Source organism: Verminephrobacter aporrectodeae subsp. tuberculatae At4, from assembly GCF_000193225.1.
GTDB lineage: Bacteria > Pseudomonadota > Gammaproteobacteria > Burkholderiales > Burkholderiaceae_C > Acidovorax > Acidovorax aporrectodeae.
On sequence record NZ_AFAL01000504.1, the window covers coordinates 1 to 13,245 of the forward strand.

Annotated in this window: 14 protein-coding genes and 1 pseudogene; 13 read left to right on the forward strand and 2 right to left on the reverse strand. The window is 66.3% G+C overall.

The genetic code is table 11. The features are described from left to right. From VTU_RS33690 to VTU_RS0117005, 4 genes are all read left to right on the forward strand, one after another. On the forward strand, positions 1-1,038 hold a 1,038-nt coding region (locus VTU_RS33690), incomplete at its 5' end, for a hypothetical protein (RefSeq protein ID WP_010106370.1). A gap of 176 nt (positions 1,039-1,214) precedes the next feature. Next, the gene (locus VTU_RS0116985; protein ID WP_010106371.1) at positions 1,215-1,559 is read left to right on the forward strand and encodes an endonuclease toxin domain-containing protein; all 345 of its coding nucleotides are present in this window, start codon (positions 1,215-1,217) and stop codon (positions 1,557-1,559) included. Positions 1,560-1,566: 7 nt separating this feature from the next. Beyond that, positions 1,567-2,139, forward strand: a complete 573-nt coding sequence (locus VTU_RS0116990; RefSeq protein WP_138927941.1) for a contact-dependent growth inhibition system immunity protein — start codon at positions 1,567-1,569, stop codon at positions 2,137-2,139. A 296-nt stretch (positions 2,140-2,435) separates the two neighbouring features. Then, on the forward strand, positions 2,436-3,008 hold the full coding sequence (locus VTU_RS0117005; protein WP_010106373.1) for a contact-dependent growth inhibition system immunity protein: 573 nt from the start codon (positions 2,436-2,438) through the stop codon (positions 3,006-3,008). A 152-nt stretch (positions 3,009-3,160) separates the two neighbouring features. Here VTU_RS0117005 and VTU_RS35445 read toward each other — a convergent pair whose 3' ends face one another. Beyond that, on the reverse strand, positions 3,161-3,295 hold the full coding sequence (locus VTU_RS35445) for a hypothetical protein (protein ID WP_010106375.1): 135 nt from the start codon (positions 3,293-3,295) through the stop codon (positions 3,161-3,163). After that, entirely contained in the window at positions 3,285-3,551 is a 267-nt protein-coding gene (locus tag VTU_RS0117015; RefSeq protein WP_010106377.1) for a hypothetical protein, read from the reverse strand. The genes VTU_RS35445 and VTU_RS0117015 overlap by 11 nt, the downstream gene beginning before the upstream one ends. A 426-nt stretch (positions 3,552-3,977) precedes the next feature. Here VTU_RS0117015 and argG point away from each other — a divergent pair, with 426 nt between their 5' ends. The 9 genes and pseudogenes from argG to VTU_RS0117060 form a co-directional block, all read left to right on the forward strand. Then, complete coding sequence (gene argG, locus VTU_RS0117020) at positions 3,978-5,339, forward strand: argininosuccinate synthase (protein ID WP_010106379.1); 1,362 nt, start codon at positions 3,978-3,980, stop codon at positions 5,337-5,339. Positions 5,340-5,365: 26 nt separating this feature from the next. Continuing rightward, entirely contained in the window at positions 5,366-6,145 is a 780-nt protein-coding gene (locus VTU_RS0117025) for a GntR family transcriptional regulator (RefSeq protein ID WP_010106381.1), read from the forward strand. A gap of 318 nt (positions 6,146-6,463) precedes the next feature. Then, positions 6,464-7,726 (forward strand): ABC transporter substrate-binding protein, encoded by a 1,263-nt coding sequence (locus VTU_RS0117030; protein WP_010106382.1) that lies wholly within the window; start codon positions 6,464-6,466, stop codon positions 7,724-7,726. A 9-nt stretch (positions 7,727-7,735) separates the two neighbouring features. Further along, positions 7,736-8,647, forward strand: coding sequence for a carbohydrate ABC transporter permease (locus VTU_RS0117035; protein WP_010106383.1), 912 nt, complete (start codon positions 7,736-7,738; stop codon positions 8,645-8,647). Then, positions 8,644-9,477 (forward strand): carbohydrate ABC transporter permease, encoded by an 834-nt coding sequence (locus VTU_RS0117040; protein WP_010106384.1) that lies wholly within the window; start codon positions 8,644-8,646, stop codon positions 9,475-9,477. The genes VTU_RS0117035 and VTU_RS0117040 overlap by 4 nt, the downstream gene beginning before the upstream one ends. A gap of 23 nt (positions 9,478-9,500) precedes the next feature. Beyond that, complete coding sequence (locus VTU_RS0117045) at positions 9,501-10,694, forward strand: ABC transporter ATP-binding protein (protein WP_010106385.1); 1,194 nt, start codon at positions 9,501-9,503, stop codon at positions 10,692-10,694. A gap of 42 nt (positions 10,695-10,736) precedes the next feature. Continuing rightward, the gene (locus VTU_RS0117050; protein ID WP_010106386.1) at positions 10,737-11,714 is read left to right on the forward strand and encodes a 2-hydroxyacid dehydrogenase; all 978 of its coding nucleotides are present in this window, start codon (positions 10,737-10,739) and stop codon (positions 11,712-11,714) included. Positions 11,715-11,760: 46 nt separating this feature from the next. Further along, positions 11,761-12,858 (forward strand): L-idonate 5-dehydrogenase, encoded by a 1,098-nt coding sequence (locus tag VTU_RS0117055; protein ID WP_010106387.1) that lies wholly within the window; start codon positions 11,761-11,763, stop codon positions 12,856-12,858. 34 nt (positions 12,859-12,892) lie between these two features. Beyond that, positions 12,893-13,245: pseudogene (locus VTU_RS0117060) on the forward strand (2-keto-4-pentenoate hydratase); the annotation flags it as partial.

Consider the following 13,245-nt stretch of genomic DNA (forward strand, 5'->3'; position numbering starts at 1 on the left):
GCGTCGGGGCTGGACGACGTCAGCGGCCAGATCAGCGTGGAATCGGGCGGGACCATGGAGATCGACGCCCACTCCCTGCTCGCGAGCAGAACCGACCTGTCCATGATCAAGGGCCTGGGCGACTTCAACATCGGCCCCCTCACGGCCAACTCGAGCCACAACCTGACGATGATCACGCGCAACGGCAACATCAACCTCACGGGCAGCGCAGGCACCGCCGGTCTGGGCAGTTCCCGGCGTGTGGTCGCGTACGTCAACGGCAACCTCACCCTGGCGGCGAACAACATCCTGCTGGAAGGCAGCTATCTGCAAGCAGCACACGGGACCCTGAACCTTACCGCGACCACGGGCAACATCACGGCCACCGCGCTGCGGGCGTCGAAGACCGAGGCGGGCTTTCTCAGCAAGACAGAGGACAACCGGTCCCGTCCGGACGGCTGGTTCGAGGATGAAAAATTCCTCCGGCCAAGCACCATCAATGGCAGCACCGGGGTCAACATCGGCGTGCAAGGGGGCAACCTGACCCTGAGTGCCACCTCCGTCCATGCCGCCAACGGCAAAGCCAGCCTGCAAGCCTCGGGGCATATCAACTTGGAGGCCGCGCAAAAGCATCGCTTGCGCCGGTACTTGGCGAGCACCACCGCCTACATCGGCAGCAACGTCCAGACCGTGAGCAGCACGCTCGCCGCCCGCGAAGACATCACGCTGGCCAGCGTCGCGGGCGACGCGAGCGGCCGGGTAGACGTGGTGGCCTCCGGTCTGAACGCGGGCGGGCAAGTCCGTTTGCTGGCCAACGACATGGTCTTCATCACGGCGGACACCAACACCCTCGACGGCGTGGCCAGCCCCGCGCGCAGCGGCATCACTGCAAGGCAGCTCATCCAGGCCGAGACCGTGCAGACCGACGCCGCGCGCATCCGCACCAACGGCAACAAGAGCAGCACGGAGGAATCCGGCGACATCGCCATCACGGCCATCGGCGATATCCTCCTGGACACGCACACCGGCGTCGCCAGCCAACTCAGCAGCATGGGCTAAGCTCAAAGGTGGGGGCGAGGTCATCGGCGTGGTGCTGAGCACTGGCCAAGTGCAGGCCGTCAAGGTTATTATTACTGCTCCGAAAGCCGTAAACTGGGGGCGCCCACCAAACTGCTGCGCGGAAAGTCTTTTGAAAAATACTTGAAAACACCCAATTCTCAAAAAATGGCAATGATATGCTTGATGGAATACAACACAACCACAAAACCTTCGACTACTATGACCCGACCATGGGTCGGGCGGTAAGCATCAAGGCCATGGACACCCTGGGACTGTCAGGAAGCAAGCCCATGTTGCCAGGGAGGGCGGCGGGCTATTTGCGGCGTTACGTCGCGAAGGTGGTGGATTATAAGAAAGCAGGTCAATCGTATGGAATCGAAAAAGCAGATATCCAATTACGATTCATTGAATTGGCCATCCCGGGAGGAACCTCTATCAAAGTGCGCGAGGCATTGGACAAGGTTGCAAGAGAGGGTCTTGTCCAGGGGGTTCGGGTGAGTATTAGTGTAATAATGAAGTGAGGTCATCATGTCTTTCAAATGTCTCCCCAGAGATGTCACGGGCAGGATCGAAATTTACCGTTTTGGCACTTTCTATCGATTGACCAGTTGCATGTACGCATTGGGCCTGTCCGGCACGGATCTGAACCATGGCCTGGACGAATTCCTGCCCACAACCGTCAGCGATGCCGAATTTGGTGCAGCCATCCGCCGTTGCCACGACGCCACCCGGTTCGAGGACTGGAACACACTGCCCAGGGGAGAAGCGGCAAAGGCAGCAAGCCGCGAGTGGAAGAAAAAATTGGTCCTGTGGAAACATAAGGCGCTGGAAATGACGGCTTGCCAAAACTTGGAAGCACTCTATGAGGACGCCCGTTACTCCAACAGCCGCCGCACCAAGGGCGTGTATGTCTTTTTCAATAGCAGCCTGGATAATCCGACCGAGTTTTTCGATATTCCAGACCATTTCCCCGACTGCCGTGAGTTTATCGTCAAGCAATCCGCCAGCGACGAAATGCTGGGACAAGCCGCAAGGGCGGCACTCGATGCCGGGGTACGAAACGCCATGCCGCCACCGCGCGTGCGGCGCGGGTCAGAATAGTTGTCGCCTCATTCAAACAGCCATTGGTTGAACATCCCGTGCGCGCAAATGTGTCTGAGCGAATCGCGTTCAGGATGGAGTCTCACGACCTTGATGTCTGACCCGTTGCGTGTGGCGCCTGACCAGCGTGCCGGCTTGCGCGCGCGAGCGCTCAGGATCGTTTTGATCACGATCCATTGAATTGGCCATCCCGGACGGAACCCTGGCCTATGTGCGCGAAAAATTGGACAAGGTTGTAGAATGGGATCGCCCCGAGGGGCAGGTGAATATTGTTGTAACAGTAAAGTGAGGTCATCATGTCTTTCAAGTTTCTTCCCACCGATGTCACGGGTGAAATCGAAATTTACCGCTTTGGCACTTTCTATCGATTGACCAGTGTCATGTATGCATCGGGCCTGCAAAACACGGACCTGGACCATGGCCTGGACGAATTCCTGCCCACAACCATCAGCGATGCCGAATTCGGTGCGGCCATCCGCCGCTGCCACGACGCCACCCGGTTCGAGGACTGGAACACACTGCCCATGGGAGACGCGGCAAAGGCAGAAATCCGCGAGTGGAAGAAAAAATTGATCCTGTGGAAACACAAGGCGCTGGAAATGACGGGTTGCAAAAACCTGGACGAACTCTATGAGGACGCCCGCTATTCCAGCAGCAGCCGCACCAAGGACATGTATGCCTTCCTCAATAGCAGCCGGGATAAGCCAACTGAATTCTCCTTGATTCCCGGCCATTTTTCCGACTACCGCGAGTTTATCGTCAAGCAACCCGCCAGCGACGAAATGCTGGGGCAAGCCGCAAGAATGGCACTCGATGCCGGGGTACGAAACGCCTTGCCGCCACCGCGCGTGCGGCGCGGGTCAATATAGTCGTCGCCTCATTCAAATAGTTATCGGCTGAATATCCAGCGCGCGAATGCGAACAGTAAAGTGAGAACCCGCCAGCGACGAAATGCTGGGGCAAGCTGCAAGGGCGGCACTCGATGCCGGGGTACGAAATGCCCAGCCGCCGCCTGAACGAGTCACGTATCACGTTCGGGATTGAGGCTCACGGCCTCGATATGTGACCTGTTGCGCGAGGCATGCTCGGCCAAATACTCGAACAGTTCCCGCAAGTCCTCGATGGCGCTGGGCCGCCAGTCGATCTCATGGGGCATCGCGCAATTCCTGGTAGCGGGCCTGCAAGATCTGCCGCAACTGCTCCGTGCTCATGCCGGGTTGCTTGTCGGCACGGGATGCCGCCACCCTCGCCCTCACCCAGTCGTCGTACTCGGCCTGGGCCAGCTCCTCATTGGCAAAGCGCTGCAACAGCTCAGCCTTGGCCTGATTGCTGCTGGGCAGAATGCGCGGCAGGGCTTCGGCCAACTCGCGCAGGAAGTTGGCGTTCTCGTAGTGGGTTGCGGTGGTGGTCATGCGACTGCCTCCAATCGTTGCTGGTTTGCGGCCTCCAGTGCCTCTTGCCGGGTACTCTTGTGCCGCCTGTATTTTCCTTGATGATCACATGCCTCTGACTGTCCGCGCCACGCAGTCGGCCGCGTGACCCGCCTTGCGGGGCTGGCCTGCCCGATCTGGCTGGGCTCAAAGCGGACTTCCTGCTTTATCGAGGCCGGTTTCGTCGCCGTCTTGCGTTGGCGACCAGAGCCTTCCTCTCCACAGACTGACTGATTCACCACGGCGGCAGCTCAGACTCGCCCCCCCGTTGGACAACGGCGATCGCCCGCGCGCGGCGGATGCACAATGGCGCCTGCCCGGCAAGCGCCCCAGCACGCGCCCTTGCGCGCAGCCCGGGCCGGCTCCCTGCATTTGTCATTTCAGCCCACCGCAACCCACGTTCCTCCCATGGCCACCATTGTCCAAAACCTGCCCACCGGCGAGAAAGTCGGTATCGCCTTCTCCGGCGGCCTCGATACCAGCGCCGCCCTGCACTGGATGAAGCGCAAGGGCGCTCTGCCCTATGCCTATACCGCGAACCTGGGTCAGCCCGACGAGACCGACTACGACGCGATCCCGCGCAAGGCGATGGAATACGGCGCGGAAAAGGCCCGCCTGGTCGATTGCCGCACGCAGCTGGCCCACGAAGGCCTTGCCGCGCTGCAAGCCGGCGCCTTCCATATCTCCACCGCGGGCCTGACCTACTTCAACACCACGCCGCTGGGGCGTGCCGTCACGGGCACCATGCTCGTGGCCGCGATGCAGCAGGACGGGGTCGGCATCTGGGGCGACGGTTCGACCTTCAAGGGCAACGACATCGAGCGCTTCTACCGCTACGGCCTGCTGACCAACCCGGCGCTCAAGATATACAAGCCCTGGCTGGACCCGCTGTTCATCGCCGAACTCGGCGGCCGCGCGGAAATGTCGGCGTTCATGGCGCAGGCCGGTTTCGGCTACAAGATGAGCGCCGAAAAAGCCTATAGCACCGACAGCAACCTGCTGGGCGCCACGCACGAGGCCAAGGATCTGGAGTTCCTGAGCAGCGGCATCCGCATCGTCAATCCGATCATGGGGGTGGCGTTCTGGAAGGACGAGGTCGAGGTTCGGCGCGAGGAAGTGTCGGTGCGCTTTGACGCGGGCCGGCCCGTGGCGCTGAACGGCGTGGAGTTCAGCGACCCCGTGGAACTGATTCTGCAAGCCAACCGCATCGGCGGCCGCCATGGCCTGGGAATGAGCGATCAGATCGAGAACCGCATCATCGAGGCGAAGAGCCGCGGCATCTACGAGGCCCCGGGGCTGGCGCTGCTGCACATCGCCTACGAGCGCCTGGTGACCGGAATCCACAACGAAGACAGCATCGAGCAATACCGCATGAACGGCCTGAAGCTCGGCCGCCTGCTCTACCAGGGCCGCTGGTTCGACCCGCAGGCGATCATGCTGCGCGAGGCCGCGCAGCGCTGGGTGGCGAGCGCCGTCACCGGCACCGTGACGCTGGAATTGCGCCGGGGCAACGACTACTCGCTGCTCGACACCGAAGGCCCCAACCTGAGCTACGCGCCCGAGCGCCTGTCGATGGAAAAGGTGCAGGACGCGCCGTTCTCGCCGCTGGACCGCATCGGCCAGCTGACCATGCGCAATCTGGACATTGCGGACACCCGCGAGAAACTCGGCGTGTACGCGCGCGCCGGTCTGTTGTCGCTGGGCGGCCATGCCGCTTTGGCCCAGTTGGACGGCGACCGCCTGCAAGGGCCGCCGCCGGGGTCCGCCTGAAACGGCGGCCGCGCCTGGAGATCACCGTGCCCCGCATTGCCCACCCACGCCCCCGGCTGGTCGAAGTTTCCGCAGCCCGGCCCGAGCCACCGCCCGCAGACGCAGGGCGCACCCCGCGCAACCTGTATGCGCGTGCGCATGAGGCCATCGAGGCCTGCCTGGTGACCTGCGAGTTGCAGCCCGGCCGCCACCTGGCAACGCAGGAGCTCAGGGACCTGGTGCAACTCGGCCGCACCCCCGTGCATCAGGCGGTCACGCGCCTGGCCGAGGACACGCTCTTGCGCGTGCATCCGCGCCGTGGCTTGCAGGTGGCGCCGATCGACCTTGCGCGCGAGCGCGCCCTGCTGCGCTTGCGCCGCGACATGGAGCGTTTCGTGATCCGGCTCGCGGCCGAGAAGTCGGGCTCGTCGCACCGCAATCAGATGCTGCACATCAAGCGCCATCTGCGCGAGAACCAGGCGGGAATGACGATCGACGCCTTCAACGTGATCGACCGGCGCCTCGACCGCCTGTTCCTGGCCGCCGCCGGGGAGCCCTTCGTCGAGAACACCCTGCGGCCCTTGCACACCATCTTTCGCCGGATCGGCTGGCTGTACCACAGCAAGGTTGCGTCCGGCAGCAGCGTGACCAAGACCGTGGACGTGCACCTCGCGCTGATCGACGCCGTCGCGAACTGCCACGTGGAGCAGGCGCTCAGGGCGTCGGACGAGCTCATCGGCTTCGTGGACAGCATGTTCGACGTGCTCGAGCGCGAGATCGATCCGGTGCTCCTCGATTGCAGCCTGGGCGATTTCGACGGCCTCTGAAGCTTCTTCCGAGGCATCTTCGGCGCGCCCACACCGGCTCGGGTCGCGCCCGTTGCACGCGCCGGGGGCCGCGTGCAGCGCGCCGGAAAACCGTGATATGTCAGAGACCTTACTGTGCCTGTGGTCTTGAACGTTCATTCCAGGAAAGCGGATTTTTCACCGGGGATGGAGGAAATCCCTAGTCGTTTTTTCTGAAATACCACGACATACTACGTGCATCCGGACCCGTTGCCGGACGGCCGGGCCGACAGGGCGCCCAAGTCACCGGCCCATGCCAGCTCGCGGCGCAGACAGAACTTAAGCTCAGGAGACCTGCCCATGCATACCCGCCCCATCCCGTCCCGTCGCCACGCGCTGACCTGGACCCTCGCCGCCGCCGCTGCGGCACTGCTCGCGGCGGGCCCGCCCGGGGTGGCCCGGGCGCAGGCCCGGCAGACGCTCAGCTTTGCCGCCGTCACGTTCAGCGAGGCCGGCCGGGGCGAGCGCCTGAGGGCCTGGGTCGGGAAGTTCAACCAGAGCCAGACGGCGGTCGAAATCCAGCCGATCTCCATCCCCTTCGGGAGCTTTGCGAAGACGGTGTTCACGCAAATGGGCGGCGGCGCGGGGCCGGATCTGGTGCGCATGGACGTGATCGACTACTACGCGGCGGTGCAGGCCCGGCGCGTCCTCGCGCTCGACGAACTGGTCAAAGGGGGGAACTACCGGTTCACGGAGTCGGACAAGTACATGACCATTGGCGGCAAGCGGTACGGCGTGCCGTTCGAGATCAGCAACTACGTGCTGCTGTACAACCCGGCGCTGCTCAGGGGCGGCAAGCCGCCGGCGAATTTCGACGAATTCCTCGCCAGCGCCAAGGCCGCTACCGGCAACGGCGTCTACGGCTACGCGTACCGCGCCACGATGGCCGAGGGCACGGGCTTCTGGCAGGACCTGTGCAGCTTCGTCTACGGCTTTGGCGGCCGCTGGAGCAACGCGCAGGGCCAGCTGACGCTGAACGACCCCAAGGTGATCGAGGGCGTGGCCGCGTACAAGAAGGTCTACGACGCGGGCGTGATCCCCAAGGGGACGGACGCCGCCACGTACCGCCGCATGTTCTGGGAGCGCAAGCTGGCGATGGAGGTGGACAACGGCGGCGTGGCGGGCATCTTCAACCAGCAGGCGCCGGGGTTGGTGTTTGCCGCCGCGCCGGCGCCGTTTCCGACCCGGGCGCAGGGCATGGTGCTGACGGCGCTCACGATCAACGCCAACACCCGCAACAAGGCGGGCGCAGAGGCCTTCGTCCAATGGACGCTGCAACCCGAAAACCAGAAGGAACTGCAAGACCTGCTGGGCGCCAGCAGCGTGGCCACCGTCGTCGAGCGCAGCCCGGAGGATCTGGCGCGCAAGCCCTGGCTGAAGGTGTTCGACGAGCAGGCCCCGCACGGCATCCCGCACGTGGTCGCGGGCCTGGAGGCGAAGACGCCGGAGATCCAGCAGATCGTGCTCGAGCAGGTGCTCAAGGTCTTGCAGGGCGGCATGGACCCGAAGAAGGCCATGGACGACGCGCAACGTCTGGTCTCGTCGCGCGTGCTGCGCAAGTAAGACTCCCCCATGCGCGTTGCCTCATCGCCTCCCCAGGCCGGGTGGGACTGGACGCCCTACTGGTTCGCCGCGCCGGTGGCCCTGTATCTGCTGCTGTTCCAGGGCTATCCGCTGGTGCAGGAGCTGTATCTGAGCTTCACCTCGACGGCCTTGCTCGCGCCCGACCAGCACACGTTCGTCGGGCTGCAAAACTACGCCGACCTGTTCACGCAGGAGGACTTCCACCAGGTCCTGCTGACCACCGCGACCTACACGCTGGTCTGCGTGGTCGCGGCGATCGCGCTGGGCCTGGGCGCGGCGCTGCTGCTCGACGCGCCGTTTCGCGGTCGCGGCCTGGCGCGGGCGCTGGTGACGATTCCATGGGCCGCGCCGCCGGTGGCCGTGGCGCTGATCTTCGTCTGGATCTACAACGGCCAGTACGGCATCTTCAACCACCTGCTGGGCGCGCTCGGCGGCGCAGCCGGCCTGGAGAGCTGGCTCGACAGCCCGGCGCGCGCCCTGCCCGCGGTGCTGCTCACGACCGTCTGGCAGATCTTCCCGTTCGCCGCCGTGGTGATCCTCGCCGCGTTGCAGGGTGTTTCGCCGGAATTGCGCGAGGCCGCGGTCATCGACGGCGCCGACCGCTTGAGCGTGTTTCGCGCCGTGGTCTGGCCGACCATACAACCCTCGGTGGCGCTGCTCGCGCTGTTCCTGAGCATTTGGTCCCTGCGCCGCTTCGACCTGATCTGGCTGATGACGCAGGGCGGCCCGATCGGCTCGACGAACACCCTGGTGATCGAGTTGTACCGGCGCGCCTTCGTCTACCGCGACCTGGGGCAGGGCGCGGCGGTCGGCATGGTGGGGCTGTCCATGGCGCTGCTGATTACCGTGGTCTATTTCCGCTACACACAGCGCGCCGAACGCGCCAAGGGGCAGCGATGAGCCGCACACTGTCCTGGAGCCACGCGCTGCGCATGCTGCTGGTGCTGGCACTGCTGGGCCTGGCCGCGTTCCCGCTGTACTGGATGCTGGTCACCTCGCTGACCGCGTCGCCGGACCTGTTCGCGGACCGGCCGCAGCTGCTGCCGGACGGGGCGCAGTGGTTGGTCTACGGCCATGCGTTCGAGACCACGGCGGTCGCGACCTGGCTGAAGAACAGCGCCATCGTCGCGTTCGGCACGGCGGCGCTGAGCATTGCGCTGGCGATCTTTCCGGCGTACGTGCTCTCGCGCTACCGCCTGCGGGCGGTGGCCATCCTGGGGGTGGCGTTGTTCGTCACGCAGATGCTGCCCGAGGCCATGCTGGTGGTTCCGCTGTACGCGATCTTCGGCCAGCTGGGCCTGCTCGACAGCCTGAGCGGCCTGATCCTGGCGAACACCGCGTTCACCGTGCCGGTGATCACGCTGATCCTCAAGGGCGCGGTCGATGGCGTGCCCATGGACATCGAGGAGGCCGCGACCATCGACGGCTGCTCGCGCTTCGGCGTCGTGCTCAGCGTGGTGCTGCCGCTGGTCGCGCCGAGCCTGGCGGCGGCGGCCGTGATCGCGTTCTTCCACGGCTGGAACGAATACGTGTTCGCCCAGACGCTGATCAGCGACCAGGGTTTGCAGACGGCGTCGGTCGGCCTGGCCGGCTTCGTCGGCGAGCTCAGCACCCCCATGCACACCGTGATGGCCATCGGGCTGATGTACACGCTGCCCGCGGTCGTCTTCTATCTTTTCGTGCAGCGCTACGTCGTCTCCGGAATGACCGCCGGCAGCGTCAAGGGCTGACCCTTTCGCGGACACCTCGCACCATGGCATCCATCTCCCTTCAGGGCGTGACCAAGCTATTCGGCGGCAAAAAAGTCGCCGACCGGATCACGCTCGACGTCGCCGACCGCGAATTCCTGGTGCTGCTCGGCCCCTCGGGCTGCGGCAAGTCCACGCTGCTGCGCATGCTCGCGGGTCTGGAGCAGGTCACGAGCGGCGAAATCCACGTCGGCGCGCGGCGCGTCGATACCCTGCCGCCGAGCGCGCGCGACATGGCCTTCGTGTTCCAGTCCTACGCGCTGTACCCGCATATGACGGTGCGGCGCAACATCACCTTTCCGCTGATCATGCGCGCGCACCGCTGGTGGTTCCACCTGCCGCTCATCGGCGGCCTGGCCAAGCGGCGCATCGAGCAGCAGCCGGCGGTGCGCGCGCTGGTCGAGCGCACGGCCAAGACGCTGGCGTTGACCGAGATGCTGGAGCAGTACCCGCGCACCCTGTCGGGCGGGCAGCGCCAGCGCGTGGCGCTCGGGCGCGCCATGGTGCGCCAGCCCGACGTGTTCCTCATGGACGAACCGCTGTCCAACCTCGACGCCAAGCTGCGCAGCTCGATGCGCGCCGAGATCATCAAGCTGCACCGCGAAGTGGGTGGCACCTTCGTCTACGTGACGCATGACCAGATCGAGGCCATGACCATGGGCACGCGCATCGCGCTCATGCGCGACGGCGTGGTGCAGCAGTTCGGCACGCCGCGCGACATCTACACCGACCCGGCGAATACCTTCGTGGCCCGCTTCATCGGCACGCCGCCGATGAACCTGATCGAGGCGCGCATCGATCCGCAGCGCGGCCTGCTGCTGGGCCCGCTGGTGCTGCCGCTGCCCGCGCAGCTGGCCGCGCTGGCGCCCCGGGCCGCGTGCGACGTGCTGCTCGGCATCCGCCCGCATGCGCTGGGGCTGAGCCAGGGCCAGGGCCAGGGCAGCGGCGCGCTCGCGGGCCAGGTGGTGCTCGTCGAGCACGTCGGCGCCGAGTCCATCGTCAGCGTGCGCCTCGACCATGCCCGCACGGCGCACCACGGCGAGGACAGCGACGGCGGCGGCGGCGACGGCAGCGCCGAAGTGATGGCCGTGCTCCAGGGCTACAGCGAGCTGTGCGCCGGCCAGTCCGTGCACCTGGTGCCCGACCTCGCCGAGGCCGTGCTGTTCGCGCGCGACGGCCAGCGCATCCGCGCGAGCTGATCCCTGCCATTGACCACACATCCTCCGACCCGGATCCCCGCCATGAGAACCATCAAGATCGCATTCCACGGCGCGAACGCCGCCAACTTCCGCCAGGGTTTCGAGACCCTGATCGACCCGCAGCACCAAATCGTCGATCTGAGCGACGCCCTGGACGCCCCCGGCGAGCGCGCGCATTACGCGAGCGCCGAGGTCATCGTCGGCGTCGCGCTCAACCGCGGGTTGCCGACGCCGCGCAACGTGCGCCTGTTCCATGCCCCGGCTGCCGGTACCGACGCCATAGACACGGCCCTGCTGCCGTCCGGTGCGGTGCTGTGCAACTGCTTTGGCCACGAGCAGGCCATCGCCGAATACGTGATGGCGGCGCTGTTGCAGCGCCACGTCCCGCTGGCGCAGGCCGACGCCGATTTGCGCCAGCAGCGCTGGACCTGGTGGGCCGGCCGGCCCAGCGCCCTGCGCAGCGAACTCGGGACGCAGACCCTGGGGCTGCTGGGCTTTGGCCACATTGCCCAGGCCATCCTGGCCCGGGCCAAGGCCTTCGGCATGCGCACCACGGTGGCCAACCGCAGCCCCGTCGCCGACGAGCGCGTGGCGCAGGCGTTTATGCTGGAGCAGCTGCCGGCCTTCATGGCCTCGGCCGACGCCATCGTGGTCTCGCTGCCGTTGACGGCGCAGACCACCGGCATCGTCGGGGCCGAAGCCTTGGCCGCGATGCGGCCCGGGGCGCTGATCCTGAACGTCGGGCGGGGCCCGGTGATCGACGAGCAGGCGCTGTTCGACGCCCTGTCGCAGCGGCGCATCGGCGGCGCCATCATCGACACCTGGTACCGCTACCCGACACCCGGGCAAGCCGAGTGCACGCCGTCGTCCCCGGGCTTGGACTTTGCGTCGCTGCCAAACCTGCTCATGACCCCGCACATGTCCGGCTGGACCACCGGCACCGTGCGCCGGCGCCAGGAAACCATCGCCGAAAACATCCGGCGCTGGATCGACGGCGCGCCACTCATGAACCGGGTGTGACGCGCCCCCGCCCGCGCATTCTTCATCCTGATTCCCGGAGGACGACATGACCGAACGCTATCTGGCCCTGGTGCTGCACGCACCCACCGACCTGCGCCTGGAGGTGCGAGAGCTCGAAGGCATCGGCCCCGGCCAGGTGCTGGTGCGCGTGGGAATGGGCGGCATCTGCGGCTCCGATCTGCACTACTTCCACCAGGGGGGCTTTGGCGCCATCCGCATCCGCGAGCCCATGGCGCTGGGGCACGAGGTGGCCGGCACGGTGGCCGCCGTGGCGCCCGACGTGGACGCGGTGCAGGTGGGCGACCGCGTGGCGGTGAACCCCAGCCTGCCCTGCGGGAGTTGCCGCTACTGCCTCGAAGGCTGGCCGAACCAATGCCTGGACATGCGCTACTTCGGCAGCGCAATGCGCAACCCCCATGTCCAGGGGGCGTTCCGCAGACTGCTGGTCTGCGAGGCGCGGCAATGCGCCAAGGTCGCGCCCGGCATTTCCCTGTCCCTGGCCGCGCTCGCCGAGCCCTTCTCGGTGGCGCTGCACGCGGTGGCGCGCGCGGGCTCGCTGCTCGGCAAGCGGGTGCTGGTGTCCGGCTGTGGCCCGATCGGCGCAATGGTCGTCGCCGCCGCGCGCCTGCACGGCGCGGCCGAAATCATCGCCACCGACGTGGTTGACGAACCGCTGGCGGTGGTCCGGGCCATGGGGGCCGATACGACGATCAACGTCGCAACGGCGGCAGACTGGACGCAGCGCTACGCCGCCGAAAAGGGGCAGATCGACGCGATGTTCGAATGCTCGGGCAACGAGCGCGCGCTGCGCAGCGGGCTGGAGACCATGCGCCCGCGCGGTGTGGTGGTCCAACTGGGGCTGGGCGGGGACGTCAGCGTGCCGCAGAACCTCATCGTGGCCAAGGAACTGCTCGTGATGGGCTCCTTCCGCTTCCACGCCGAGTTCGCGCTCGCGGTGCAACTCATCAACGCCCGGCGCGTCGATCTGTCGCCGGTCATCACCCGCGCGTTCGCCATGGACCAGGCGGTCCAGGCCTTTGCACTGGCCAGCGACCGCAAGCGGGCGATGAAGGTGTTGATCGATTTCGAGGCCGAGGCCGGGGCCGGGGCCCGAACCGCAGCGCAGGCCGGTGACCCGGCATGATGCCGGCGCTGTCCCATCCATTCTTCCTCCGACCATGACCCCCTGCCCACACCCCTGCGTTGCTGCCGCGCTGATCGCTGCGCGGCGTTCCGGCCAACCGGCCCCGGCCTCGGACCTGGCGCACGTGCTCCGCAGCGACGACCAGGCCTACGCGATCCAGGACGCCGTGGCCCAGGCGCTGGGATGGTTTGACGGCGGCCCGCCGCGCCACTGGAAGTCGGGCGGCGCAGCGCGGACCGCGGCGCTGACGCACGCGGCGCTGCCGGCCGCGGGCGTGCGCACGGCGGGGCAATCCCTGGCGGACCTGCGCTGGCACCAGCCGGCCGTCGAGGCCGAGATTGCCCTGCGCCTGGCGCGGGACGTGACGCCCGCACAGGCGCAGCAGCT

Coding starts and splice junctions, on each gene's coding strand:
- VTU_RS0116985 (WP_010106371.1), top strand. CDS start 1,215: ATGCTTGATGGAATACAACACAACCACAAAACCTTCGACTACTATGAC.
- VTU_RS0116990 (WP_138927941.1), top strand. CDS start 1,567: ATGTCTTTCAAATGTCTCCCCAGAGATGTCACGGGCAGGATCGAAATT.
- VTU_RS0117005 (WP_010106373.1), top strand. CDS start 2,436: ATGTCTTTCAAGTTTCTTCCCACCGATGTCACGGGTGAAATCGAAATT.
- VTU_RS35445 (WP_010106375.1), bottom strand. CDS start 3,295: ATGCCCCATGAGATCGACTGGCGGCCCAGCGCCATCGAGGACTTGCGG.
- VTU_RS0117015 (WP_010106377.1), bottom strand. CDS start 3,551: ATGACCACCACCGCAACCCACTACGAGAACGCCAACTTCCTGCGCGAG.
- argG (WP_010106379.1), top strand. CDS start 3,978: ATGGCCACCATTGTCCAAAACCTGCCCACCGGCGAGAAAGTCGGTATC.
- VTU_RS0117030 (WP_010106382.1), top strand. CDS start 6,464: ATGCATACCCGCCCCATCCCGTCCCGTCGCCACGCGCTGACCTGGACC.
- VTU_RS0117035 (WP_010106383.1), top strand. CDS start 7,736: ATGCGCGTTGCCTCATCGCCTCCCCAGGCCGGGTGGGACTGGACGCCC.
- VTU_RS0117040 (WP_010106384.1), top strand. CDS start 8,644: ATGAGCCGCACACTGTCCTGGAGCCACGCGCTGCGCATGCTGCTGGTG.
- VTU_RS0117045 (WP_010106385.1), top strand. CDS start 9,501: ATGGCATCCATCTCCCTTCAGGGCGTGACCAAGCTATTCGGCGGCAAA.
- VTU_RS0117050 (WP_010106386.1), top strand. CDS start 10,737: ATGAGAACCATCAAGATCGCATTCCACGGCGCGAACGCCGCCAACTTC.
- VTU_RS0117055 (WP_010106387.1), top strand. CDS start 11,761: ATGACCGAACGCTATCTGGCCCTGGTGCTGCACGCACCCACCGACCTG.